The organism is Actinomadura rayongensis (assembly GCF_009831215.1).
GTDB lineage: Bacteria > Actinomycetota > Actinomycetes > Streptosporangiales > Streptosporangiaceae > Spirillospora > Spirillospora rayongensis.
On sequence record NZ_WUTW01000001.1, the window covers coordinates 853,127 to 874,330 of the forward strand.

Here is a 21,204-nt window from a genome sequence, read left to right on the forward strand (position 1 = left end):
CGCGGCGGCGAGAACACCGGTCACAAGGCTTCGGTGGTAACGTCCGGTCCGTGGGGCCGCTACCGGAGATCTCCGCGCACCGCCGGGACAGCGCCGGCGTGACCGGGCTGCACGAGGCCGTCGCGTCCGGCGCCGAGTACGTCGAGATCGACGTCCGCCGGGCGGGGGACGGGAGCCTCGTCGTCCACCACGATCCCGAGGTGGGCGGGCTGCCGCTGCGGCGGCTGAGCCGGGCGCGCATCGAGGAGATCACGGCCCGTCCGGTGCCCGCCGTCGGCGCCGCGATGGAGATCATCGCGCGGGGTGCGCGCGGCCATCTCGACCTCAAGGAGCCGGGCGTCGAGCACGAGACGGTCGGGCTCGCGATGGAGATCTTCGGCCCGGGACGGTTCGTCGTCACGACCCGGGACGCGGACGTCCTGCGGTGCGTGAAGAAGGAGTTCCCGGACGCGTCCACGGCGCTGTCGGTGGGCCGCGGGATGCTGGAGCGGGGCGCGGCGGGCGATCTGGCGCCGCTGCGGGCGATCCGCGCGTCCGGCGCCGACATGGTGGCGCTGAACCACCGCCTCGCGCGCGTCGGCGTGCTGCGCCAGTGCGCGCGGGCGGGCTATCCGGTGATGCTGTGGACGGTCAACGCCGAGCGCCTGATCCGGCGCTTCCTGCGCGATCCCCGGGTGGCGGTCCTCGTCACGGACCGCCCGAGGACCGCGCTGGCGCTGCGCTGAGCCGTGCCCCGCACGACGGCGGGGCCGGGGCTCACGAGTTGTACGGGTCGTGGTCGGCGGACTTGCCGGCGCGGGTGCGGCGGCGCGTCCGGGTGCGGGTGCGCTCGGTGACCACGGTGTCACCGGACGCCTCGGTCGGCTGCGCGGCCTGCGGCGCGGCCTTGGCGGCCGGTGCGGCGGGCTGCGCGGGCTCGGCGGCCTGCGCGACGGCCTTGTCGACGGCCTTGTCGGCGGGCTGGTCGGCGGCGGGCTTGGCGGCCCGGGTCCGCTTGCGGGCGGGCCGGGCGCGCTTGGGCGCCTCCGCCGGAGCGGCGGCCGGGGCGGCGGCCTCGGCGGGCGCGGCCGTGTCGGTCGCACCACCGGTCGCCGTTTCCGTCGCCGTGTCGGCCGCGCCCTCGGCGACGGGCTGGCCCGCGCGCGTCCGGGTGCGGCTCCGCTTGCGCCGCGGCTTGGCCGGACGCTCGGGCTCGCGCTCGCGCTCCCGCTCCCGCGGGGCCTGGCTGCGGTTGCGCCCGGTCTCGCCGATGTCCTCCAGCTCCTCGGCGTCCAGCCCGGCGCGCTCGCCGCGCTGCTCCTTCGGGAGCGTTCCGGTCGTACCGGACGGAATGCCGAGCGTCGCGTAGAAGTGCTCGGACGTGGAGTAGGTCTCCTCGGGCGTCGCGAACGGCAGCCCGAGCGTCCCGTTGATCAGCTTCCACCGCGGCAGGTCGGACCAGTCGACCAGCGTGACCGCCACGCCCTCCTTGCCCGCGCGGCCGGTGCGGCCGATGCGGTGGACGTAGGTGTCGGCGCTGTCGGGGCACTCGTAGTTGACGACGTGCGTGACGTCGTCCACGTCGAGCCCGCGGGCGGCGACGTCCGTCGCGACCAGCACGTCGATCTTGCCGTTGCGGAACGCGCGCAGCGCCCGCTCGCGCTGGCTCTGCCCGAGGTCGCCGTGGACGGCCGCCGCGTCGAACCCGCGCTGGGCGAGGTCGCCGGCGACCCGGTCGCACGCGCGCTTGGTCTGGCAGAAGACCATGGTGAGACCACGGCCGTCCGCCTGGAGGATGCGCGCGAGCATCTCGGGCTTGTCCATCTGGTGGGCCTGCCACACGTGCTGCACGACCTGCGGCGTCGCGTCGGACTCGCTGTGCGACTCGGCGCGGACGTTCGTCGGACGGGTCAGGTACCGCCGCGACAGCGACACGATCTCGCCCGGCATCGTCGCCGAGAACAGCATCGTCTGCCGCTGGGCGGGGATGCGGTCGATGATCCGCTCGATGTCGGGCAGGAACCCGAGGTCGAGCATGCGGTCGGCCTCGTCCAGGACGAGGACGCCGATCTCCGACAGGTCCAGGTGCTTCTGCTTGACGAGGTCGAGCAGGCGGCCGGGAGTGCCGACGACGACGTCGACGCCCGCGCGCAGCGCCTCGACCTGCGGCTCGTAGGCGCGTCCGCCGTAGACGGCGAGGACGCGGGTGCCGATCTTGCCGCCGGCGACGACGAGGTCGTCGGTGACCTGGCTGGCCAGCTCGCGGGTCGGGGCGACGACGAGGGCCTGGGGCCGCTTGCCGCCGTGGGTGATCCGCTGGAGCAGGGCCACGCCGAAGGCGAGGGTCTTGCCGGTGCCGGTGCGGGCCTGTCCGATGATGTCGTGCCCGCCGAGGGCGATCGGCAGCGCCAGCTCCTGGATCGGGAACGCGTTGACGATGCCCTCGATCTCCAGGGCGTCTGCTATCTCGGGTCGGACCCCGAGTTCACGAAAGGTAGTCAGGGCTTTCAGCCTCCATAGTGCGGGGTCCTCGCTCCGTGCGCGGCGCCGCGGTGGTACCCCGGCCGCGCCGGGGCGGCGGGCCGAAGGGGTCCGCCACGGGGGCGGACGGGTCGCGGCGCCGGTCGGGTTCCGGGCCGCCGTCCGCGTCCCGTGTCCGCGCGCTCATGCGGGAGGGACCAGCCGTCGATCATTCCTTGGGCGACCGCAGTCAGGGGTTGAAAGCAGTCACTCGCTGTGGCTGCGTGCGGTCACACTCCGCGACGCAGTGTACCGACCTCGGTTTGAGTACACCAATGGCCGATCACTGGTGCTAACGGTTCCCGCCTTCGCCGTATTCCATGCCCGGGCACCAGGCCCGATCTGACAAGCGATTTTACCGTTTCATCGAGGTTCTGGCCACTTTCGGCCACCCGATTTCGCGTCATGTCCGGGGACGGCCGTCGTGGGGCCCGTCCCGCGACATGGCGAGGCCCCCGTCGCGGGGGACGACGGGGGCCTCGGGCCTGGCAGGGGGTCTAGTACGAACGGCCCCACCGGCCGCCGCGCGCGGACGTCATGCCCGCGACCCCGAGCGCCGCGATCACCACCGAGAACACGAACGCGATCACCGATCCGGCGCCGAGCGCGTGCGCGACCACGCCGCCGAGGACCGCGCCGACGATGCCGATGAGGATCGTCAGCAGGATGCCGATGGGGTTGCGGCCCGGCACGATCAGACGGGCCAGGGCACCGATGACGGCACCCACCAGAATGAACCAGAGAACCGTCAGGACCATGAGTCGATCACCCTTCCGTTCCAGGTCGTGCCGTGGGGCGGCGCGACCGTTCGGTCAGGTGACGGTGTGCCCGCTCAGCGGAGTTCAAACGTCGCGATCAGATGGAGCCGCCGAAACCGACGCGGCGGTCCTCGTCCTCGCCGAACTCCAGATAGCCCAGCCGCCGGGCGGGTACGACGACCTTTCCGCCCTTGCGGTCGGCCAGGACGAGAACGCCGTTCTCCACCGCCAGCGCGTCGGCGAGGGCCCGTTCGACCTCCGCCGCGCTCTGCGCCGTGTCGACCACGAGTTCCCGCGCCACGTACTGGACGCCGATGCGCACCTGCACGGCCGCCCCCTCTCGCCTGTGCCGCCCCGGACGGGCGTCCCGGTCTCGATCGTGGCACGCGGAGCGGCCGGTTCGCGCCCCGGCCGCTTCGCCCGCAGTGAAACCTAGGAGGTGCGCGGGAAGCCCGAGATGCCGCGCCAGGCGAGCCGCGCGATGATCGACTCGGCGGTCTCCTTGGGGATCGGACGGTGCTGGCCCAGCCAGTACCGCGCGCTGACCTCGGCCATCCCGACCAGGCCCATGCCGAGCAGGTGCGCCTCGTCCTCGGGGCAGCCGGTGTCCTCGACGATCACCTGGGCGATCATCTCGGCGCACTGCTGGTTGGCGCGGTCGACGCGGGCGCGGACCGGGGCGACGTTGCGCAGGTCCGACTCGAACACGAGCCGGTACGCCTCGCCCTCGCCCGCCACGAAGTCGTAGAACGCCTGCATGCTCGCCTGCACGCGCAGCTTGTTGTCGGTGGTGGACCCGAGCGCGTCGCGGACGGTCTTCACCAGCGACTCGGCGTGCTCGTCCAGCAGCGCCAGGTACAGCTCCAGCTTGCCCGGGAAGTGCTGGTAGAGCACCGGCTTGCTGACCCCGGCCCGCTCGGCGATCTCGTCCATCGCCGCGGCGTGGTAGCCCTGGGCGACGAACACCTCCTGCGCCGCGCCGAGCAACTGCCTGCGACGTGCCAGCCGCGGCAGCCTCGTGCCACGGGGGCGGGCGTCCGGGGTAGCGGCCACCTCACACTCCGATCACCGGGTAGTGCGACGGGAGGGGCGCCCGTCGCGGAAACTGTGTCCTTATCCTACGCGTCAGTAACCTCATGGTCATCAAGCGACGCCCAGGTCATGGTGTCAGGGTGCGATCGCTCCCGGGGCTGAAACCGCAGGAGATGGCCGCAGAACGGGCGTGTCGCCGGTCAGCGGTAGTCGTCTTCGTCGTCGGGGATCTCGTGACCCTGTTCAGATACGTCCGCTTCGTTCGCTTCGTCCGGAACGTTCCCGGGCCAGACGGTGGGCTCCTCGTCCGGCCGGAGCGCGGCCCGCTGCTCGGCGGCGTCCGCCTCGGGCGTCTCGTCGTCCGGCCCGATCCCGCTGTTCTCGCTCATCGGCTTCCCCTCTCGATGGGTTCCCCGTGCTCAGGGGAGCGCGGTGGTGTGCTCGTCCAGCAGCGGCGCCAGCAGGTCGCCGTCCTTCTCGACGCGGGCCAGGACCTCGTCCGGCGTGAAGGCCAGGTCGGACGGGTCCGCGCACGCCTCCACCTCGGCCCACGTCACGGGCGTCGACACCGACGGGTGCGCCGCCGCCCGCAGCGAGTAGGGCGCGACCGTCGTCTTCGCCGGGTTGTTCTGGCTCCAGTCCACGAAGACCTTGCCGGTCCGCAGCTTCTTCTCCATTTTGCTGACGACCAGGTCCGGGTGCTCGCCCTCCAGGCGCTGGGCGGCGCGTTTGGCGTACTCGGACGTCCGGCCGGTCTCCTTGACGGGCACGTAGAGGTGCATTCCCTTCTTGCCGCTCGTCTTGGCCAGCGGTTCCAGGCCGTCCGCGGCGAGCAGGTCGCGCAGCAGCAGCGCCACGCGGCAGGCGTCGACCAGGCCGGCGGGCGGGCCGGGGTCCAGGTCGAACACCATGAGGTCGGGGTCGCGGCGGGCGCCGCGCGGGCCGACGCGCCACTGCGGAATGTGCAGTTCCAGGGCCGCGAGGTTGGCGCACCAGACCAGCGTCGGGAGGTCGTCCACGACGACGTAGTCGACCGATTCCCGGCCGCGCGAGCTGCCCGGCGTCGCGATCGTCACCGTCCGCACCCAGTCGGGCGTGTGGGACGGCGCGTTCTTCTCGAAGAACCTCTGGCCGTCCACGCCGTCGGGGTAGCGGATCCGCGTCGCCGCGCGCGCCCGGACGTGCGGCAGCAGCACCGGCGCCGCCCGGACGTAATAGTCGATCACCTCGCCCTTGGTGAAATCGGGGAACAGCGGCTTGTCCAGGTTGGAGAGCGTGAGATCCCGTCCCTCGACGGTCACGCCCGTCCGGTCACGACTGCTCATGGGTCACCTCCCGCGGGTCCTTGTCGTCGCGCAGGCCGCGCCACGTCGGGAACCGCAGCCGTCCTTCCCCGGTGAGCGCGCCGTACGCCACGTCCCCGACCAGGCGCGGCTCGACCCAGCGGGCGTCGCGGGTCAGCTCGCGCGGCAGCGGCTCGGCGAACGGGCTGTCGGCGCGGGCGAGCGGGGCGAGCAGGGCGCCGAGGTCGTCCAGGACGCGGTCGGTGAACCCCGTGCCGACGTGGCCGAGGAACACCAGGCGCCCGGCGGCGTCGTACTCGCCGAGCAGCAGCGAGCCGACCCCGCCCTCGCGGCGGCCCTTGCCGGGCTTCCAGCCGCAGACGACGGCCTCGCGGGTGTGGAAGTTCTTGACCTTCCGCCAGTCCGGGACGCGGCGGCCCGGCCGGTACGGCGAGTCGAGGCGCTTGGCGAGCAGGCCCTCAAGCCGCTGTTCGAGCGTGAAGTCCAGCAGTTCCTTGACCTGGCCGGTGTCGGAGCCGTCCAGGTAGGGCGGGACCTCCACCGGGCCGCTGGCGGCGAGGTCCAGGTCGGCGAGCTGCGCGCGGCGCTCGGTGTAGGGCCGGTCCAGGAGCGCCTTGCCGTCCAGGGACAGCAGGTCGAAGACGACATAGCGGACGGGCACGTCCCGGACGAGCCGCGCCGGCGGACGCTCGACGTGCATCCGGTGCTGGAGGCGCCCGAAGCTCGGCCGGCCGTCCTCGAACGCGACGACCTCGCCGTCCAGCACGGCGTCGCGCCCGGCGAGCAGGTCGGCGAGGCCGGACAGCTCGGGGTAGCGGCCGGTGACCTCGGTCCCGCGCCGTCCGGCGGCGTGGACGGCGCCGCCCGACGTGCGCGCGAGGACGCGCACGCCGTCCCACTTCAGCTCCAGGGCCCAGCGCGCGCCGTCGGCGGGCAGGTCCCCGGTGACGGCCGTCATCGGCGGGAGCGGCCACGGCAAGCTCATACCGGCTCCCTACCCGGACCGGGGTTCCGGGAAAAAGGCCGGAAGGGTGCCGGAACGCCAAAACGAATCTATCCATGACGCTAGTGAGAACTGTCCTGCGGGTAAGGGTCCGACATGCGCAGTATCTGGAAGGGCGCCATCTCGTTCGGGCTGGTCACGATCCCGGTGAAGCTGTACTCGGCCACCGAGCAGCGCGACGTCTCCTTCCACCAGGTGCACCGCACCGACGGGGGACGCATCCGCTACAAGCGGGTCTGCACGCTCGACGGCGAGGAGGTCTCCTACGGCGACATCGCCAAGGGCTTCGAGCTGCCCGGCGGCGAGATGGTCGTGCTCACGGACGAGGACTTCGCCGAGCTGCCGCTGTCCACGAGCCGGCGCATCGACGTCCTGCAGTTCGTCGAGGCGGCCGAGGTCGACCCGATCTACTTCGCCAAGTCGTACTACCTGGAGCCCGACCAGCAGGGGGCCAAGCCCTACGTCCTGCTGCGCGACGCGCTGGCGGGCAGCGGGCAGGTCGCGATCGTCAAGGTGGCGCTGCGGCAGCGCGAGTCGCTGGCCACGCTGCGCGTCCGCGACAACGTGTTCGTGCTGGAGACGATGCTGTGGCCGGACGAGGTCCGCGCGCCGTCCTTCCCGTTCATGAACGAGGAGATCGAGGTCCGCAAGCAGGAGCTGACGATGGCGTCCTCGCTCATCGAGTCGATGCAGGGCGACTTCGACCCGTCGGAGTACAAGGACGCCTACCGCGAGGCGCTCCAGGCCGTCATCGACGCCAAGGTCGAGGGACGCGAGGTGACGCGTCCCGCCGCGCCCGAGGAGGAGGCCCCGGCCGCGGACCTGCTCGGCGCTTTGCGCGCCAGCGTCGAGGCGGCCAAGAAGAGCCGGGCGGAGAAGAAGCCGGCCCCGCGCAAGGAGGCCGCGCCCGAGAAGAAGGCGAAGGCCAAGCCGCGGGGCCGCAAGACCGCGTGATCAGGAACCGAACGGGACGGTCGTGCAGAGGAGCCGCGCGCCCGCGTCCCCGGTGTCCGGATCGGTCGGCTTGGCGTGGACGACCACGGATCCCGCCGCGCCCGGCTTGATCGTCCAGGGGACGGCCGCGACGGACCGTCCGGTGCCGCCGCGCCCGACCGTGACGTCCAGCCAGATCTCGGCGAACCGGTGCGGCACCCCGGCGGGCGCGTCGGGGGAGTGGTAGTGCTCGCCGGCGGCGGCCGGATCCGCTCCGCACGGGTTGACGTGGACGTGGGCGCCGAACGTCTTCCCGGCCGCCGCGGCGGGGAGGCCGGCGACCTTGAGCGCCACGATCGTCCAGCCGTGCAGCGACCGGACGGAGACGGTCGTCCGGGCGGCGGAGTAGGCGGTGTCGTAGACGTAGGACGGGCCGTGGACGGTCGTCGCGCCGTGCTCGGCGGCCGACGCGGCGGCGGGGCACAGGGGCAGGGCCAGCGCGGCGACGGACGCGGCCTTGACGAAAAGGTTGACCATGGTCACCGGATTATTCATGCCGCCCGTCTCGCGCGTGCGACCGGGCGGCGACGGGACGGTGAACCCGCCCCTGACCGTGACGGCGCGGATGCCCTCCGCACCGCGCCGCCACGGGGATCAGGGGACGCGCCTTCCGGGGAAAGCGCTGAGATGTCCCCATCCTCCGGGGGCCGGACCTGTGATCACAAGCACTTTCCGTGATTTCCCGGTCACGTTCCGGCCGGTTCGAGCGCCGGGGGCGGCGCGGCCTCCTCGCGGATGCCGTAGCGGTGGTAGAGCCGGGCGAGCGGGCCGGGCGACCACCAGTTGACCCGGCCGAGCAGCCGCATCGCCGCAGGGACGAGCAGCATCCGCACCAGGGTGGCGTCCAGCGCGATCGCGACGACCATGCCGACGCCGGTCATCTTGATGAACGACACCCCGGACGTGGAGAACGCGCCCATCACCACGATGAACAGCGCGGCGGCCCCGGTGATGATCTGCCCGGTTCGTTGCAGGCCCGATGCGACGGACGCCGTCACGTCCCCGGTGGCGTCGTACCGTTCGCGGACGCGGGACAGCAGGAACACCTCATAGTCCATCGTGAGACCGAACAGCATCGCCACCATCAGAATCGGCATCGCGGGGTTGAGCATCCCGGTCGCGGTGAAGCCGAGGACGTCCGAGAGCGTCCCCTCCTGGAAGATCTGCACGACGATCCCGAACGTCGCCGACAGCGACAGCGCGGTCATCACGATGGCCTTCAACGGCAGCACGACCGAACCGAACGCGAGGAACAGCAGGACGAACGTCGCGAGCCCGACCGTCAGCCCGAGCCAGGGCAGCCGCGAACCGAGCGCGCTCAGGCTGTCCGTCAGCTCGGCCGTCTCGCCGCCGACCAGGACCCGCGCCCCGGGGGGCGGCGCGGCGGCCCGGACGTCGGCGACGACCCGCCGGGCCGTTCCGGAGTTGGGGTCGCCGGGGTACCGGACGTCGATCTCCGCGGCGCCCCCGCGGACGCGGGCGACGTCGGCCCCGGCGACCCCCGGGATCCGGGCGAGCGTCCCGGCGAACCCGGTGACGTCGCCGGGCCGCTGCATCCCGGTGACGATCACGCGGATCGGGGTGGTCGCGCCGCCCGGAAAGTCGTGTTGCAGCGCGTCGGCGGCCACGCGCGTCTCGGCGCCGGCCGGCAGGACGCGGGCGTCGTTGCCGCTCCACGAGATGCGCAGCAGCGGCGAGCCGAGCGCCAGCAGGACGACCACGATCCCGGCGAGCGCGAGGACGGGACGCCGCATGACGCCGCGTCCGAGCCAGTACCAGAAGCCCTGCTCCTCGGGCTTCGGCGCGGGCTTGCGGCGGCGGAACGACAGGGCGTCGACGCGGCGTCCGAGCAGGGCCAGCAGGACCGGCAGGACGGTCAGCGCCGCCGCCGCGCACACGAGGACGGTCGCGACGCCGCCGAAGCCCATCGACCGCAGGAACATCTGGGGGAACAGCGTCAGCCCGGCCAGCGACACCGCGACCGTGACGCCGGAGACGAGGACCGTCCGCCCCGCGGTGGCCATCGTGCGGCCGAGGGCGCCTTCGACGCCGTCCGGGCCGTCCAGTTCCTCCCGGAACCGGGACACGATGAACAGGCCGTAGTCGATCGCGAGGCCGAGGCCGAGGAACGTCGTGATGTTCACCGCGAAGATCGACACGTCGGTGACGGCGGTGAGCACGTGCAGCGCGGTGAACGAGCCGAGGATCGCCACGCCGCCGATGACGAGCGGCAGGCTCGCCGCGACCAGCCCGCCGAAGATCACCACCAGCAGGATCAGCAGGATCGGCAGGGACAGGCTCTCGGCGCGGCCGAGGTCGGCGCTGACGCGGTCGTTGACGGCCGCCTCGGTCGCGACGGGGCCGCCGAGCCGCACCGTCAGGCCGTCGGCGTGCTCCAGGCGCGGCTTCAGGGCCTCGTAGGCGTCCGAGCGGGCCTGGTCGGTGGCGCCCGCGAGGCGCAGGGCGGCGTAGGTGGCCGTCCGGTCGTGGCTGACCAGCGCGGGCGAGCGGGTGGACCAGTAGGTGGCGGCGCTCGCGACCTTGTCTTCGGGCAGCGCGCCGAGCTGCCGGTCGACGGCGGCGCGGACGGACGGGTCGTCGATGTTCTTTCCTTGCGGCGCCCGGTAGATCACCACGACGTCCGTCGTGTCGCGGCCGAGCGCTTTCTCGGCGGCGTCGACCGCGGCGGCGCTCTCGCTGCCCGGCGTGGTGAACCCGCCGGCCGAGCTGAGCGCGCCGAACACGCCGGTGCCCCAGACGGCGGCGATGACCAGCGCGATCACCGACAGGACGAGTGCTGGCCTGCGCCTTCGGTGCAGTAGTCGTCCCCAGCGTTCCAGCATGGGCCCCTCCGTGAAACTGCTTAGCTCCAGTAAACGGTGTTAACTCGTGAACGGTGTTAACATCGCATGGCTCCGGTGGGGCGTCAAGCGGTGGAGGAGGGCGCGATGGAGAGCCGGCGGGAACGGCAGCGCGCCGCGACCGTGGACGAGATCACCCGCACGGCGCGGCGGATCCTCGTCGAGGACGGCGTCGCCGGGGTCACGCTGCGGGCGATCGCCCGCGAGATGGGCATGACCGCGCCCGGTCTCTACCGCTATTTCGGCAGTCACGGTGAACTGCTGCGCCATCTCGTCGCGGAACTGTTCCGCGAGATCACCGACGAGCTGGAAAAGGGGATGAACGCCCTCCCGAACCGGGAGATCGGCCCCAAGTTCCTCACGGTCGGCCGCGTCTTCCGGGAATGGTGCCTGGCCCATCCGCGCGAGTTCGCCCTGCTGTTCGGCGCCCCGCCGCCCGCGCTGGACGACGAGGGGCCGATCGACTTCGCCGACGAGTGCGGCCGTCAGTTCGCCATGACGTTCATGCAGCTTTTCCTGCACCTCTGGGAGAAGCACCCGTTCCCGGTGGCGTCCGACGACGAGCTGGACCCGTCGTTGCGCGCCCAGCTCACGCGCTACCGGGAAACGGTCGGCATCGACCTTCCGCTCGCCGTCCTGCAGATCTTCCTGAACTGCTGGGTGCGGCTGGAGGGCGTGATCAGCATGGAGGTCTTCGGGCATCTCGATTTCGCCCTGGACGACGCCGAACCGCTTTTCGAGCTGACGTTGCGGGACCTCGCCGAGATCCTGCACATCCCGTATACGCCGCGCTCGCGCTGAGCCGTGTCGCGGCGGTTCCCCGGGCCGGGCGCGGCCGGCGTCGGCTAGCGTCGGCCGCATGGGGGACGGCCTGGAGACGGTGCGGCTCGACCGCTGGCACGACGCCGATTTCGAGCTGCTGCGGCGGCTGAACGCGCCGGAGATGACGGACCATCTGGGCGGCCCGGAGACCGAGTGGGAGGTCTTCGGCCGCCATCAGCGCTACCTGTCGTACACCGAGCCGGGCGTCGTGGAGATGTTCGTGGTCGAGGTCGACGGCGAGCGGATCGGGACGATCGGCTACTGGGAGCGCACCTGGCGCGACGAGGCCGTGTACGAGACGGGCTGGACCGTCCTGCCCGGGTTCCAGGGGCGCGGCGTCGCGACGGCGGCGGCTCGCGCCCTCGTCGCGCGGCTCCGGGACGTGGCCGGGCGCCGCTTCCTGTACGCGTTCCCGTCGGTGGACCATCCGGCGTCGAACGCGGTGTGCCGCAAGGCGGGGTTCACGCTGCTCGGCGAGACGGACTTCCTGTATCCGCGCGTCCCTTCGATGCGGGTGTGCGAGTGGCGCCTCGACCTGGACCCGCCTTGATGTAGCTAGGTACATTAAGGATGTGAGCGGAGTGCAGCGGGTCACCGGGCCTCTCCTGGACGTGCTGGAAGTCCTGGTCGAGGTGCACCGGCAGGGCGGCGAGGTCCACGGCTGGGATCTCATGAAGACGACGCGGCGGGCCGGACCGACCGTCTACCGCGTGCTGGACCGGCTGGAGGACGCCGGCTGGGTCGCGGCGCGCTGGGAGGACGCGGCGCCGGACCCGTCCCGCCCGCGCCGCCGCTTCTACCGCCTGAACCCCGACGGCCTCGCCGCCGCGCGGACCCTGCTCGCCGAACGCCGTCCCGCCGCCCTCGACCGGACGCCCCGCCCGTCCCGTCCCGCACCCGGAACGACGTTCCGCCGCCTCTTCCGCCCGCGCCCGGCATCCGGAACATTGTTCCGCCTGCTCCGTCCGCGCCCCGCCGGGGACACGACGTGAACGCGACCGAGTTCGTCTGCGCCGTCGCGACGGGCCTCGCGGCGGGGGAGTGCAGCGAGCTGGCGCCCTGGCTCGCACGGCGCCTCGTCGTCTGGTCGGCCCACGCGCGCTACCGCGACGCCGAATGGGCCGCCGTCCGCGCCGAAGAACTGCAGGCCGTCCTTGCGGACCGTCCGACGCGCCTGCTCAAGCTCGCCACCGCGCTCGCCTTCACCCTCGCCGCCGTCGCGACCCTCACCACCCGCGCCACCCGCCACGCCACCTCGCACGCATCCCGCGCCGCATCTCGCGCATCACGCGCCGCGTCTCGCGCCTCCCGCGCGGGCACCCGCGCGTCCCGCGTCGCGTCTCGTGCGTCCTACGCGTTCCGCGCTGCGGCTCGTGCGTCCCGCGTCGTGTCGCGTGCGTCCAGGGCGGCGGCCCGCGCGTCCCGCGCCGGGTCGCGCGGTGCTCGGCTCGGCCGCCGCGCGGCCGTCCGGGCGCGCGTGCGCGCCGGCGGCGTCATGGCCGCGACCGCGGGTTCCAGCGGCGTCCTGACGTACTGCCTTCTCTCGCTCAACGACGACCCGTCCGGCGGGCTGGCGGTCGGCGTGACGCTGAGCGGGCTGGGCCTCGCGGGCACGTGGCGGCTCTCGCGCGCCGTCCGCCGCGTCGGCGACCGGTGAAAAGGGGACGGCGCCCCTTCGCTCGCGGGAGCGGAGGGGCGCCGTCGGGGAGTGTCAGTAGCTGGGGAGGCTCGGGTCGATCTGGTTGACCCAGGCCACGATGCCGCCGCCGACGTGGACGGCGTCGGAGAAGCCCGCGCTCTTCACGACCGCGAGCGCCTCCGCCGACCGGACGCCGGACTTGCAGTGCAGGACGATCTTCTTGTCCTGCGGCAGCCGCTCCAGCGCGGACCCGTTGAGGAAGTCGCCCTTCGGGATGAGCGTCGCCCCGGGGATGGAGACGATCTCGTACTCGTTGGGCTCCCGGACGTCCACGAGGAAGATGTCCTCGCCGCGGTCCTGCAGCGCCTTGAGGTCGTGGACGGAGATCGTGGAGTCCTTCGCGGCCTCGGCGGCCTCGTCCGACACCGCGCCGCAGAAGGCGTCGTAGTCCTCCAGCAGTTCGGTCTGCGTCGGGTTCTTGCCGCACAGCGGGCACTCGGGGTCCTTGCGGACCTTCACCGAGCGGTAGTTCATCTCCAGGGCGTCGTAGATGAGCAGCCGTCCGACGAGCGGCTCGCCGATGCCGGTGAGCAGCTTGATCGCCTCGTTGACCTGCACCGACCCGATGGACGCGCACAGCACGCCGAGCACGCCCCCCTCGGCGCACGACGGGACCATGCCGGGCGGCGGCGGCTCGGGGTAGAGGCAGCGGTAGCAGGGGCCGTGCTCGGCCCAGAACACCGACGCCTGGCCGTCGAACCGGTAGATCGAGCCCCACACGTACGGCTTGCCGAGCAGGACGGCCGCGTCGTTCACCATGTAGCGGGTGGCGAAGTTGTCGGTGCCGTCCACGATGAGGTCGTAGCCGGAGAAGATCTCCAGGACGTTGTCCCGGTCCAGCGCCGTGTTGTGGACGACCACGTCGATGAGCGGGTTGATGTCGCGGACGGTCGCGGCGGCCGACTCGGCCTTGGGCAGCCCGAGCGTGGACTGCCGGTGGATGATCTGCCGCTGGAGGTTGGACTCGTCCACGACGTCGAAGTCGATGATCCCGAGCGTCCCGACGCCCGCCGCCGCCAGGTACATGAGCGCGGGGGAGCCGAGGCCGCCGGCGCCGACGCACAGGACCCGGGCGTTCTTCAGGCGCTTCTGCCCGGACATCCCGACGTCCGGAATGATCAGATGTCGCGAGTAACGGTTGACCTCGTCGCGGGTGAGCTCCGCTGCGGGCTCGACCAGAGGTGGCAACGACACGGTGACTGCTCCTGTGCTGACGCTCGAAGGGGGCGGACGGCATCGTCCTGTCATCGCACAACCTTGCCATGCGGCTCGCGCATTCCCGAAGCCTGCCCTGCGCCTGTGAACGCGCATGTCAACGCCCGGACGGGCATGGACCGTCCCGGAACGGGGACGAGGCGTCCGACGAGAGGAGCCCGTCATGCTGTTCCGTAAGCGCCGTACGAAGCACACGCCCAGCCTGCGCGAGACCAGGGCGCGGATGCGCACCGACAAGGCCGAGACCGATCTGCTCGCCACCGAGGCACGCATCCACGCGGAGGCCGCCATGATCCGGCGGGGACTGCGGTCCCGGCGCTGAGGAAAGGGCGCGATGGCGGGAACAATCGCTAATCTTGACTGTTGTGGCGTTCCTGCCCCCTTCCCCCCGGCTTCCGGCCCGTCCCCCCGACGCGCCCTGGACGCCCCCGCCGACCCGGCTCGGCCTGACCGCCCGCCAGTGGGCGGTCGCGGCGATCGCGGCGGCGTCCTGCCTGCTGCTGACCGCCGGGATCGCCGCGGTCGCGGGCTGGGTGACGCTGCACCGCGACCCGACGGCGGCGGAGCTGGAACGCGCCGCGAACCGGGACGTGGCCCGCCGCTGGTCCGCCTGGCCCGTCGGCCGGATCTTCCCCGGCACGCTGCCCTACCAGCCCGGCGGCGGGCCCGGCGAGACCGCGCGGCGGCTCGGGATCCTGCCCGACACCGGCTGCCCGGACGCCGTCGACGCGCAGATCGTCCCGCTGCTGACCGCCAACGGCTGCCGCGCCGCGCTGCGCGCCACCTACGCGGACGCGCTGGGCGGGGTCGTGACGACCGTCGCCGTGGTCGCGTTCCCCGATCCGTTCGGGGCGGACCGGGCGTTCCGCGAGCTGCAGAAGGCGTCGTCCGGGGACGGGCGGCTCGGCCCTTCGGTGCGCGCGGCGGCCTTCCCGGGGACCGCGTCGGCGCCGTTCACCGACGCGTCCCGCATGAACCGGACCTCGACGCGCGCGGGGCCGTACCTGCTGCTGACCGCTTCCGGCCTGTTCGACGGACGTCCCGCGAGCGCGATCACGAAACCGCTGCCCGGTGACCCGTTCGGCGTCGCGCCGCAGCTCGCGGCGCAGATCGGGCGGACGCTGGCGGCCCGTCCGCTGCCGTCGTGCGGCGGCGCCGATTGGCGGTGCTGACGATGCGACTCGTCCGCGGCGCGGCCCTCCTCGCCGCCGCCTTCGCCCTGCTCCCGTCGGCTCCCGCGTCCGCCGACGGGATCCGCGAGCGGCAGTACGGGTTCCTGCAGCTCATCGAGGCGGAGAAGGCGTGGCGGACGACGCGCGGCGCCGGGGTCACGGTGGCCGTCGTCGACAGCGGCGTCGATCCGCTGCAGGCCGACCTGGCAGGATCCGTCGTCACCGGCCCCGACATGATCAAGGACGCCGACCGGGGGACGAAGCCCAAACGCCTCCACGGCACCGGCATGGCGTCGCTCATCGCGGGCCACGGGCACGGACCGGGGAACGGGTCGGGCGTGATCGGGCTGGCGCCGCAGGCCAAGATTCTCGCGATCCGCGTCCTCGCCGAGCCGGAGGACGCCGGCTACGCGCGCTACCGGTCGACGGAGGCGTCGCGGAACTCGGTCGCGCAGGGCGTCCGCTACGCCGCCGACCACGGCGCGGACGTGATCAACCTCTCGCTCGGCCGGACCGGCGAGGCCCCCGCCGAACGCGCCGCGATCGCCTACGCGATCAGCAAGGGCGTCGTGGTCGTGTCGGCGGTGGGCAACGATGGCGACAAGCTGGGCGGCCTCGACCAGGACGGCTTCGCCCCCTACTCCTACCCGGCGTCCTACCCCGGCGTGATCGCGGTCGCGGCGACGACCGACGGCCGGACGCGCGCCGAGTTCTCCAACCGCAACTACTCCGCGCTCGTCGCCGCCCCCGGCGAGGGCCTGACGATTGCGGGCCCGGGCAAGGCTTACTTCGTCAGCGCGGGCACCAGCGACGCGAGCGCCGTCGTCTCCGGCATAGCGGCCCTGATCCGGTCAGAACACCGAGGCCTGGCCCCCGCCCTGGTCGCACAGGCCCTCGTCCAGAGCGCACAAGGCGGCGGACGCTACAGCCCCGACGTCGGCTACGGCGAGGTCGGCGCCGCCCGAGCCCTGGCCGCCGCAGCCCGCCTGGCCGGCTCACCACCCCAGACGGGCAAACGAGCAGCCGAGCGTTTCGGCGGCACGTCCGGCCCGGTGGCGATCATCGACCGTCCCGCCTGGATGAAGCCGGTCATGGTCCTCGTGATCGTCGGCGGAGTGGGCGGCGCGGCGGCCGGCGTCCTGATAGCCCTGACCCTGCTCCGCCGCCACCCCCGCCCGACCGCGCCCACCATGGCTCCCCAGTTCGCCATGTCTGGCCCCCCACCGACGACTTTCCAGCCCCAACAGGGCCCGACAAGCCCACCACCGAACCCCCCAAGAGCCCCGGCAAATCCGCCTCCACCGGAAACGCCCGGCCCGCCCCCAGAGCCTGCCGACGCCCCACCCCTGACCCCGCCCGACTAGCAACCAGAACACGCCGTCTCCCCGACCCGGGCATGCCCTCCGTACCCGAACGCCCCGCCTCATTGGCAGGCACCCCGACCCACGGCCCCCGAACGCGGCAAGCTCCCCGCCCCCAGACGCGCCTGAGCCGCCTCCGGCGGGTGTGGATGGCCCGCGCCCGACGGACGTTCCCGGTCGGCCCCGTCAGATTCGCGGCCACGGGAGGCGACGGGTTCGTGCACCGGAGATGACCGCCTCGCTGCCTGACGCAACGGTCCGCCCACAGCGCGGCGCGGTCGAGCCGCCTCCGCCGGCCGCAGGTCCGCGATCGCCGTAGACGGCGGGATGGCTGCGGCCGGACCGGGCGGGTTCGTCGCCGCCGGTCGGGTCGCGCGCAGTGCGGGGCGGCTGAGGCGTCTCTGCCGGGCGTTGCGGGTGCGCGATCGCCGGACGCGGCGGGTGCCTGCGGCCGGACCTGGTGAATTCGCTGCCGCCGGGCGATTCCCCTCCGGTATGAGGTCCGTTACGCTCCGCTCGTGTCGCGAGCCGAGATCTCCGCTCCCGATGTGGAGCCGCCGCCGTCCGGGCGGGTCGTGCGCCGGACGCCGACCGCGCTCGTCGTGGCCGTCGCGGTCGGGTGCGCGGTCGCGCTCGCGCTGTCGGTGGCGCGGCTGACGGCCGAGCTGACTCGGTCGCCGACGCGGGCCGAGGCCGTCGCGGCACGGTCGGCGGAGATCGCCGCGCGGTACCGGACGTGGCCCGCCGGGCGGATCTTTCCCGCGTCGCTTCCGTACACGCTGGACGGCGCGCGGGCGACGGCGCGCCGCCTCGGCATCGCACCGGACACCCGCTGCGCCTCCGCCGTGGACGCGGCGGTGGCCAGAGCGCTGGACGCGCTGCGCTGCCGGGCCGTCCTGCGCGCGACCTATCTGGACCAGTCGCAGGGCCTGGCGGTGACGGTCGGCGTGGTCGTGCTGCCGGACGCGCCGCGAGCACGCCACGCCGCCGAGCGCCTGACGCCGCGCGGCGCGGCCCTGGGCCTCCGGACGCTGACGTTCCCCGGCTCACTGGCCGAACGCTTCACGGACAAGGCGCGGCAGACCGCCGCCTTCGGCCACGACGGCCCCTACGTCGTCGCGGCGACGGCCGGTTACGCCGACGGCCGCCCGCGCCGCGCGCACCCCCAGCCCGACCTGACTTCGCTGACGCGCCGCCTCGCGTCGGCGATCCTCACGCCGCTGGCCAAGCCCGTTCCGTTGACCTGCGACAACGGGCAGTTCTCATGCTGACGCCGCGCCGCCGCTCGTCCGGTGTTTCTATCGGTCGGCCGATAGCTACTCCACCTACCGGCTGCCCGCCGCAGCCGCTTTCTATCGGTCGACTGATTGAAATGGCGCCCTTTGGCCGTCCGATTGGTGAGATTTCTTTCTGTCGGCCGATAGAAATGAGGGGTTGGAGGCGGGCCGCGCGCGGGGTCGGGTGCGCCGTCGCGGTGGTCGTGCTGCTCGTCGCCTGCGTCGCGGGCCCGGTGCGCGCCGATCAGGTGCGCAACGCGATGGCGCCCGTCCTCGACGCGCTCGGGGTCCCGCGCGCCTGGCGGCTGACGCGGGGCGCGGGGGTCACGGTCGCCGTCCTCGACTCCGGCGTGGACGGCGCGCAGGCCGACCTCGTCGGCTCTGTCACCCAGGGCCCCGACTACACCGAGGGCGCGAATCCGCCGGGCACGCAGCCGCGCCGCGTCCACGGGACGAACATGGCCTCGATCATCGCCGGGCACGGTCACGGCCTGGGGAATGCGGACGGCGTCACGGGTGTGGCTCCCGAGGCCCGGCTGCTGTCCGTCCGCGTGATCCTGGAGCGCGACGAGCCGGGCTTCACCGCGTTCACCCGCGAACCGCGCTTCGCGGGCACGATCGCCGCCGGCATTCGGTATGCGGTGGACCACGGCGCGGACGTCCTGAACCTGTCGCTCGGCCGCTCCTACCCGACCCGCGCCGAACGGGAGGCCGTCGCCTACGCGCTCGCCCACGGAACGGTCGTGGTCGCCGCAGCAGGCAACAACGGCGAGGACACGCGCACACCCGGCCCGTCCCGCCCCGCATGCGCACCGAACGCCGTCCAGCCGCACAGCACGGCACAGCCGCTGGCTAGATCGGCGCGGTTGGGTGGGGTTGAGGGGATGGAGCGGTCGGGGTGTTCGGCGAAGGCGGCTACGAAGTTCACTTATCCGGCGTCCTTCCCCGGGGTCATCTCGGTGGCGGCCGTGGACGCGAACGGACAGCACGCCGGATTCTCCAACCGCAACTCGGCCGTCGTCGTCTCCGCGCCCGGCGTCCGGATCATCGGGGCGGGGCCGGGCGGGCAGTACTGGGTCGGTGACGGCACCAGCCCTGCTACCGCGTTCGTGTCCGGCGTGGCGGCCCTGATCCGGGCTCGTCATCCGCGCATGGCGCCCGCGCTGGTCGAGCAGGCGATCACGACCGGGACGCAGCACCGGCCGAAGCGCGGCTATGACACCGGTGTCGGGTTCGGGCGAGCGGACGCCTATGCCGCCCTGATCGCTTCCGACGCGTTGGTCGGCCACCACGGGACCGGCTTCGGGCTTCCCGCCGGGAGGCACTTTGCTGCTGGATCGTCGGATCCTGTGAAGGTCGTCCACCGGAGCACCGGCGTGATCGTTGCGACGATCGTGACCGCCGCGCTGGCCGCGCTCGGCATGTTCGCGGCGATCCCGATCTTGCTTCGGCGGCGTCGTGAGACGTCTCTGTTCGACGACTGAGGTTGTTTTGGTGTCCGCCTGATCGCGCTGTGAGCCGAACGTGGCTGGCGTGAGGCCGTCGGGAGCAACGTCCCGCGCGGGGGTGGGTTTTCCACAGGGTGGAGTTGGGCTTGAGTCGGGAGGCGGGGGATGAGCGACAATCTCGGCATGGACCCCGATGACTACGCCGAGGCCGTGCTGGACACCGTGGAGCGCATCCCGCCCGGCAAGGTCATGGCGTACGGCGACGTCGCCGAGATGATCGGGACCGGCGGGCCGCGGCAGGTCGGACGGGTCATGTCTCTGTTCGGCGGCGGTGTCCCCTGGTGGCGGGTGCTGCGCGCCGACGGGTCCCCGCCGTCGGGGCATGAGATCCGCGCGTTGGAGGAGTACCGCGTCGAGGGCACGCCGCTGCGTCCCGACGGGCGGCGCGTGGACATGCGCCGGGCCCGCTGGGACGGCACATGAAAGGACAAAGCACCCCATGTTTCCCACCCGTAACCGTCCGGGCACATGGCCCGAACAAATGTTTCGTACGTTCCTCCCGTGAAGACCGCTGACCTGCTCCAGGACGACGACCTGGCGCTCCGGCCGCTCGCCTGCGCGACCGCCCTCGACCGTCCGGTGCGTCAGGTGTTCGTCACGGACCTGCCCGATCCGAGCCGTTACCTGGACGGCGGCGAACTCGTCCTCACCGGGCTCATGTGGCGACGCGGGCCGTACGACTCGGTGCCGTTCGTCGCGTCGCTCGCGGCGCGCGGGATCGCGGCGCTCGGCGCGGGCGAGGCCGCCGCGCCCGTCCCCGACGACTTGGTGGAGGCGTGCGAGCGGTACGGGGTCCCGCTCGTGGCCGTCCCGGCGCAGACGACGCTGTCACGGGTGATGGCGATCGTCGTCCGGCGCCTGGACGCCGAGACGTCCGCGGCGGGCGCGACGCTCCCCGCGTCCCACGAGGCGCTGCTCGCACGCCTCCCCGCCGAGGCCCGCCGCGGCTTCCGCCAGCAGGTCCTCGGCGCGATCACCGCCTACGACCGGCGCTACCGCAGCGACCTGCTCGGCACCCTCGCGCAGTTCCTCGCCTGCTCCGGCTCCTGGACGGCCTGCGCCCGCCGCCTGAACCTGCACGTCAACACCCTGCGCTACCGGATCCGCCGCATCGAAGAACTCACCGGCCGCGACCTCTCGTCCCTGGACGACCGGGTGGACCTCCTCCTGGCCCTACGCGCCTGACCCGACGCCCACCCACCTCACGCCCGCCCGGCAGCCGACCGCACCCGCCGCGCGAGCCACGTTCCGCACGCCCCCGACGCGGCACGCCCCACGCACCTGGTCCAAGAGGCGCTCTGCGCAAGGCCGACTGCCGCACCTTCTCCCAGGCGCCGCGCCGCGTCCTGGGCTTCTGCGCCGCGCCTGCGTGCGCCGCGCCTGCGTGCGCCGCGCCTGCGTGCGCCGCGCCTGCGTGCGCCGCGCCTGCGTGCGCCGCGCCTGCGTGCGCCGCGCCTGCGTGCGCCGCGCCTGCGTGCGCCGCGCCTGCGTGCGCCGCGCCTGCGTGCGCCGGGTCCGTGCGCCGCGCCTGCGTGCGCCGGGTCCGTGCGCCGGGTCTGCGCGCCGGGTCCGTGCGCCGGGTCTGCGCGCCGCGTCTGCGCGCTGGGTCCCCGTGTGCTGCGTCCGCGCGCTGCGTCCGCGCGCTCGGGTCTGTGTGTTGGGTTCGCGTGTTGTGTTCGGGCGCTTGGGGTGTGGGCCAT

At 73.1% G+C, this 21,204-nt stretch carries 23 protein-coding genes and 2 pseudogenes; 15 read left to right on the top strand and 10 right to left on the bottom strand.

The genetic code is table 11. From position 1 onward, the window contains the following. The first annotated feature begins 50 nt into the window (after positions 1 to 50). Positions 51 to 725, top strand: coding sequence for a glycerophosphodiester phosphodiesterase family protein (locus tag GQ466_RS04120; protein WP_161101406.1), 675 nt, complete (start codon positions 51 to 53; stop codon positions 723 to 725). A 31-nt stretch (positions 726 to 756) separates the two neighbouring features. Here the strand turns inward: GQ466_RS04120 and GQ466_RS04125 are convergent, their stop codons facing one another. After that, a complete protein-coding gene (locus tag GQ466_RS04125) occupies positions 757 to 2,385 on the bottom strand; it encodes a DEAD/DEAH box helicase (RefSeq protein WP_337193391.1) in 1,629 nt (542 codons plus the stop codon). Between GQ466_RS04125 and GQ466_RS32635 the strand changes: the two genes are divergently transcribed. Beyond that, entirely contained in the window at positions 2,284 to 2,499 is a 216-nt protein-coding gene (locus GQ466_RS32635) for a hypothetical protein (RefSeq protein WP_337193310.1), read from the top strand. The two genes, GQ466_RS04125 and GQ466_RS32635, sit on opposite strands and share 102 nt — an antisense overlap. Positions 2,500 to 2,996: 497 nt before the next feature. Here GQ466_RS32635 and GQ466_RS04130 read toward each other — a convergent pair whose 3' ends face one another. From GQ466_RS04130 to ligD (GQ466_RS04155), 6 genes are all read right to left on the bottom strand, one after another. After that, the gene (locus tag GQ466_RS04130) at positions 2,997 to 3,257 is read right to left on the bottom strand and encodes a GlsB/YeaQ/YmgE family stress response membrane protein (protein WP_161101407.1); all 261 of its coding nucleotides are present in this window, start codon (positions 3,255 to 3,257) and stop codon (positions 2,997 to 2,999) included. Between the two features lie 97 nt (positions 3,258 to 3,354). Next, positions 3,355 to 3,585, bottom strand: a complete 231-nt coding sequence (locus GQ466_RS32640; protein ID WP_161101408.1) for a DUF3107 family protein — start codon at positions 3,583 to 3,585, stop codon at positions 3,355 to 3,357. Positions 3,586 to 3,689: 104 nt separating this feature from the next. After that, positions 3,690 to 4,310, bottom strand: coding sequence for a TetR family transcriptional regulator (locus GQ466_RS04140; RefSeq protein ID WP_161101409.1), 621 nt, complete (start codon positions 4,308 to 4,310; stop codon positions 3,690 to 3,692). A 179-nt stretch (positions 4,311 to 4,489) separates the two neighbouring features. Further along, the gene (locus tag GQ466_RS04145) at positions 4,490 to 4,678 is read right to left on the bottom strand and encodes a hypothetical protein (RefSeq protein WP_161101410.1); all 189 of its coding nucleotides are present in this window, start codon (positions 4,676 to 4,678) and stop codon (positions 4,490 to 4,492) included. 30 nt (positions 4,679 to 4,708) lie between these two features. Further along, positions 4,709 to 5,614 carry a non-homologous end-joining DNA ligase gene (gene ligD, locus GQ466_RS04150; RefSeq protein ID WP_161101411.1) on the bottom strand — a complete coding sequence of 302 codons (906 nt, stop codon included), beginning with the start codon at positions 5,612 to 5,614 and terminating at the stop codon, positions 4,709 to 4,711. After that, positions 5,601 to 6,578, bottom strand: coding sequence for a non-homologous end-joining DNA ligase (gene ligD / locus GQ466_RS04155; RefSeq protein ID WP_161101412.1), 978 nt, complete (start codon positions 6,576 to 6,578; stop codon positions 5,601 to 5,603). Before ligD (GQ466_RS04155) ends, ligD (GQ466_RS04150) begins: the two co-directional genes overlap by 14 nt. 114 nt (positions 6,579 to 6,692) lie before the next feature. Here ligD (GQ466_RS04155) and ku point away from each other — a divergent pair, with 114 nt between their 5' ends. Next, positions 6,693 to 7,550, top strand: a complete 858-nt coding sequence (gene ku / locus GQ466_RS04160; RefSeq protein ID WP_161101413.1) for a non-homologous end joining protein Ku — start codon at positions 6,693 to 6,695, stop codon at positions 7,548 to 7,550. Here ku and GQ466_RS04165 read toward each other — a convergent pair whose 3' ends face one another. Both GQ466_RS04165 and GQ466_RS04170 read right to left on the bottom strand, forming a co-directional pair. Further along, positions 7,551 to 8,072 carry a superoxide dismutase family protein gene (locus GQ466_RS04165; protein ID WP_161101414.1) on the bottom strand — a complete coding sequence of 174 codons (522 nt, stop codon included), beginning with the start codon at positions 8,070 to 8,072 and terminating at the stop codon, positions 7,551 to 7,553. A gap of 203 nt (positions 8,073 to 8,275) precedes the next feature. Next, positions 8,276 to 10,432, bottom strand: a complete 2,157-nt coding sequence (locus tag GQ466_RS04170) for an MMPL family transporter (protein WP_202419960.1) — start codon at positions 10,430 to 10,432, stop codon at positions 8,276 to 8,278. A 105-nt stretch (positions 10,433 to 10,537) separates the two neighbouring features. On the opposite strand from GQ466_RS04170, the gene GQ466_RS04175 reads away from it, so the two are divergent. From GQ466_RS04175 to GQ466_RS04190, 4 genes are read left to right on the top strand one after another with little or no spacing between them, the layout of a single operon-like run. Beyond that, a complete protein-coding gene (locus GQ466_RS04175) occupies positions 10,538 to 11,251 on the top strand; it encodes a TetR/AcrR family transcriptional regulator (RefSeq protein WP_161101415.1) in 714 nt (237 codons plus the stop codon). 58 nt (positions 11,252 to 11,309) lie between these two features. Continuing rightward, positions 11,310 to 11,822 (top strand): GNAT family N-acetyltransferase, encoded by a 513-nt coding sequence (locus GQ466_RS04180; RefSeq protein WP_161101416.1) that lies wholly within the window; start codon positions 11,310 to 11,312, stop codon positions 11,820 to 11,822. Between the two features lie 22 nt (positions 11,823 to 11,844). Continuing rightward, on the top strand, positions 11,845 to 12,264 hold the full coding sequence (locus GQ466_RS04185) for a helix-turn-helix transcriptional regulator (RefSeq protein WP_161101417.1): 420 nt from the start codon (positions 11,845 to 11,847) through the stop codon (positions 12,262 to 12,264). Next, positions 12,261 to 12,929, top strand: a complete 669-nt coding sequence (locus GQ466_RS04190; RefSeq protein WP_161101418.1) for a hypothetical protein — start codon at positions 12,261 to 12,263, stop codon at positions 12,927 to 12,929. Before GQ466_RS04185 ends, GQ466_RS04190 begins: the two co-directional genes overlap by 4 nt. A gap of 54 nt (positions 12,930 to 12,983) precedes the next feature. Here the strand turns inward: GQ466_RS04190 and moeZ are convergent, their stop codons facing one another. Continuing rightward, positions 12,984 to 14,165, bottom strand: a complete 1,182-nt coding sequence (gene moeZ, locus GQ466_RS04195; protein WP_161101419.1) for an adenylyltransferase/sulfurtransferase MoeZ — start codon at positions 14,163 to 14,165, stop codon at positions 12,984 to 12,986. A 184-nt stretch (positions 14,166 to 14,349) separates the two neighbouring features. On the opposite strand from moeZ, the gene GQ466_RS30600 reads away from it, so the two are divergent. The 8 genes and pseudogenes from GQ466_RS30600 to GQ466_RS33065 all read left to right on the top strand — a co-directional run. Next, on the top strand, positions 14,350 to 14,508 hold the full coding sequence (locus GQ466_RS30600; RefSeq protein ID WP_202419962.1) for a hypothetical protein: 159 nt from the start codon (positions 14,350 to 14,352) through the stop codon (positions 14,506 to 14,508). 34 nt (positions 14,509 to 14,542) lie between these two features. After that, the gene (locus tag GQ466_RS04200) at positions 14,543 to 15,358 is read left to right on the top strand and encodes a hypothetical protein (RefSeq protein ID WP_161101420.1); all 816 of its coding nucleotides are present in this window, start codon (positions 14,543 to 14,545) and stop codon (positions 15,356 to 15,358) included. Positions 15,359 to 15,360: 2 nt separating this feature from the next. Continuing rightward, positions 15,361 to 16,722, top strand: coding sequence for a S8 family serine peptidase (locus GQ466_RS04205; RefSeq protein WP_202419963.1), 1,362 nt, complete (start codon positions 15,361 to 15,363; stop codon positions 16,720 to 16,722). A 515-nt stretch (positions 16,723 to 17,237) separates the two neighbouring features. After that, a complete protein-coding gene (locus GQ466_RS04210; RefSeq protein WP_161101421.1) occupies positions 17,238 to 17,990 on the top strand; it encodes a hypothetical protein in 753 nt (250 codons plus the stop codon). Positions 17,991 to 18,145: 155 nt separating this feature from the next. After that, complete coding sequence (locus tag GQ466_RS04215) at positions 18,146 to 19,480, top strand: S8 family serine peptidase (RefSeq protein WP_237417591.1); 1,335 nt, start codon at positions 18,146 to 18,148, stop codon at positions 19,478 to 19,480. Between the two features lie 129 nt (positions 19,481 to 19,609). Then, complete coding sequence (locus GQ466_RS04220; protein WP_237417592.1) at positions 19,610 to 19,927, top strand: MGMT family protein; 318 nt, start codon at positions 19,610 to 19,612, stop codon at positions 19,925 to 19,927. Between the two features lie 45 nt (positions 19,928 to 19,972). After that, positions 19,973 to 20,350 (top strand): annotated as a pseudogene (locus GQ466_RS33060) (PucR family transcriptional regulator ligand-binding domain-containing protein); the annotation flags it as partial. A gap of 33 nt (positions 20,351 to 20,383) precedes the next feature. Further along, a pseudogene (locus tag GQ466_RS33065) lies at positions 20,384 to 20,689 on the top strand (PucR family transcriptional regulator); the annotation flags it as partial. Between the last annotated feature and the right edge of the window lie 515 nt (positions 20,690 to 21,204).